General features: G+C 31.5%; 2 protein-coding genes. One reads left to right on the forward strand and one right to left on the reverse strand.

Going from position 1 to position 2786, the window contains the following annotated elements:
* A partial coding sequence (locus HMPREF0106_RS00990; RefSeq protein ID WP_009041212.1) for a carboxypeptidase-like regulatory domain-containing protein occupies nucleotides 1-252 on the reverse strand: 252 nt, incomplete at its 3' end.
* 450 nt (nucleotides 253-702) lie between these two features.
* On the opposite strand from HMPREF0106_RS00990, the gene HMPREF0106_RS00985 reads away from it, so the two are divergent.
* Complete coding sequence (locus tag HMPREF0106_RS00985; RefSeq protein WP_004315066.1) at nucleotides 703-1893, forward strand: site-specific integrase; 1191 nt, start codon at nucleotides 703-705, stop codon at nucleotides 1891-1893.
* The last annotated feature ends 893 nt before the right edge of the window (nucleotides 1894-2786 follow it).

The raw sequence follows: 2786 nt of genomic DNA on the forward strand, positions 1-2786 counted from the left end.
TTCCTGCGTCTGCATACCAATGTACGAAATCTGCAAAGTCTTTGCAGAACTTGGTACATTCGACAAATTAAAATTACCATCTACATCTGTGATTGTACCTTGAGTGGTACCTTTTACCAACACAGAAGCGCCAACAACTGGCTGCCCGTCTTCTTCAGAAATCACAACGCCTGTGATTTTTTGAGTTTGGGCAGTTACCAGGCCTATGCCCACAAAAAGGCATGCCAATAACAGCATCAATTTTCTTTTCATAAATTCTCTCTTAAAGTTTAACTTTACATTATTTGTATCTTTACTCTAACAATTTGCAAATATATTAATAAAACTGAAACTAACAATTATATTAATAAAAAAAGGTTGCAAATATAACATTTTGTTATTTTATGTGCTGTATTTATGCCGATAAGCATGTTTTTTCTTATTAAAAGCGCTGATTGCTAAAATAGCTAGTAACACTTTGTATGAGCAAAATGCATCTTTTAATATTTCTTTTACTCGTTTTTAGTCATAAAACACCTTTAAAAGCTATTCTTTTTGCTTTTTTCGTGGAAAAGCGAATAAAAAAGTGGCATTTAATTTAAAGTTTTGTGAATACTCGGTTATTTGGAGATTTGTTTTTTTAGAGATATTAATGCTTATTCGTCTCTGATATAGCACAGAATTACGTCTAATTTGTTCTATTATTAATTTAAAAATGAAAGTATGGAAAAGATCAGTTACAACCTTGTGTTTAACAGAAAGAAGAGATTGAATAAAAAAGGAATGGCGTTAGTACAGGTAGAGGCCTATCTGAACAGAAAAAAAATGTATTTCTCCACCAAAATATATCTCAAACCCGATCAGTGGGATGCTAAACGAAAGATGGTGAAGAATCATCCTAACGCCAATGTTTTGAATCGTATGTTGTATGAGAATATAGCAGCTATTGAGCATACTGAACTTGGATTATGGCAACAAGGAAAGCCAATATCGCTAGATTTATTAAAGAATTCGATTGATAAGCCTCTAAGTAACGGGAGCTCATTCTTAACTTTCTTCAAAGAAGAAGTAGCTAATTCTCTTTTGAAAGAGAGCACCAGACAAAATCATCTTTCCACCCTTGAATTACTTCAGGAATTTAAGAAAGAGATATTATTCACCGATTTGACATTTGAATTTGTGTCCTCATTTGATAATCACTTGCAGTCTAAAGGCTATCACCTTAATACCATTGCCAAGCACATGAAGCATCTAAAACGATATATTAACGTTGCTATAAATAAGGAATATATGGATATACAAAAATATGCTTTTAGAAAGTATAAAATTAAAAGTATAGAGGGAAGTCATACGCACCTGGCTCCGGAAGAGTTATATCGCTTTGAAAATTTACAGCTAACAGGAAGATATACGAGGCTACAAAAAACAAAAGATGCTTTTTTATTTTGTTGCTACGCAGGGTTACGATATTCTGATTTCACCAGTCTGACCTCCGCAAATATTGTTGAATTCCATCAGGAAACCTGGATTATATACAAGTCTGTTAAAACTGGTATTGAGGTACGTCTTCCTTTATATTTATTATTTGAAGGCAAAGGAATCGAGATATTGCAACGCTATAAAGATGATCTTGACAGCTTCTTTAAGTTAAAAGACAATTCTAATATCAACAAAGAATTGAATTTATTAGCAGGCTTGGCGAAAATAGATAAACGTGTGTCATTTCACACCGCCCGGCATACAAATGCCACCTTATTATTATATAGTGGTGCCAATATTACTACGGTACAAAAGCTATTAGGACACAAAAGTGTGAAGACTACACAGGTATATGCAAATATAATGGATATAACAGTGGTACGTGATCTTGAGAAAACGGCCTCATCAAAAAATAATAATAGGTACAAAAGCTAGATGAAAGTGTTCTGTTTTTAAGATTTAGTTTTAGAAATGGAGGGGCTAATTTTCTCTAATAGAAAGAAAAGTGTATACTTAAATGAAAGAATATGCAATATCAGTTTCAAAAACGCATATACATAACCTAAATACACATCGTTATTACGAATATTATCACTCGTCCCATTTAAAGGAATAAAGTGTTCCTTTAAAAGGAACGAGTCATTGGTCGTAGAGAAGCCCTTGCTTTCTTTAAAAGGAAAGGATTAAAAGCTAATTTATAACTCTGATAGCCTCTAATAGCTATTAGAATCCGGCATTTGGGGTTCTTTCATTTTAGCGTCAGATAAATGATAAATACTTCTTTTTACATAATTAGATGTAATTACACAATCTCTTTGATACAGAAAAAGCATATAACCATCCAATATGAATATTCATCAATCATATTCTCTGCGATTTTGGAGAATATTTGAATCCACCCCTGCATATTTTAAAATATACAGTAATAAAATATGCATTTTTTCATCTGGAGTTTTTCTTTTTCTTAGATTATCGTTTGCTAATGAATATATTATTATAGTCAATAATTATTGGATATAATTTAGACAAGAAAACCATCTTCAACAGTTAAGATGGAAATAAGTTTTAGCCTATATCATATAAGACAAGAACTTAAATAATTAATTAATAGATGGTTATGCCCTATTTTTGATAGAAATCTGGTATCATAAATCTGCAAATTAATATGTTTGGTAGGTATTTAACATATTGATAATCTGCATAATAACTACAACAAAAGATTTATTGCCGAAGGAAAGTAAACATCGTGTATATTATTAGTAATCAAGATATTATAGTTGTATTTAGTTCTGCAAAGACTTTGCAGATTTCGTATATTGGTATGCAGA

The organism is Bacteroides sp. D22 (assembly GCF_000163675.1).
Lineage (GTDB): Bacteria > Bacteroidota > Bacteroidia > Bacteroidales > Bacteroidaceae > Bacteroides > Bacteroides xylanisolvens.